Source organism: Dietzia sp. DQ11-38-2 (genome assembly GCF_014145055.1).
In the GTDB taxonomy this organism is placed as follows: domain Bacteria; phylum Actinomycetota; class Actinomycetes; order Mycobacteriales; family Mycobacteriaceae; genus Dietzia.
The window spans coordinates 1-373 of the sequence record NZ_JAALDW010000498.1; the positions used below are offsets into that span (position 1 = coordinate 1).

At 72.9% G+C, this 373-nt stretch carries 1 pseudogene; it reads left to right on the top strand.

Going from position 1 to position 373, the window contains the following annotated elements:
• A pseudogene (locus tag G6026_RS17670) lies at positions 1–373 on the top strand (alpha-1,4-glucan--maltose-1-phosphate maltosyltransferase); the annotation flags it as partial.

Here is a 373-nt window from a genome sequence, read left to right on the forward strand (position 1 = left end):
CACCGGGGACGCCGGGACACGGACGTCGCTGGCGCTGTCCGGCGAGGTCGCGGCCGCGATGGCCGCGGGGCCCGTCCGCGAGCTCGTGACGCCCGGTCAGACCCACCGCGTGTGGGTCGACCGCCGTGAGGCCCAGTTCAGCTCCTGGTACGAGTTCTTCCCCCGCTCCACGGGCGGGTGGGACGAGCGGGGTCGGCCGGTCCACGGCACCTTCGCGACCTCGCGCGGCTACATCGACCACGCGGCGGACATGGGCTTCGACGTCGTCTACCTGCCTCCGATCCACCCGATCGGGGTGATCAACCGCAAGGGCCGGAACAACTCCCTCACCCCGGAGGAGGGGGACGTCGGGTCGCCGTGGGCCATCGGCTCA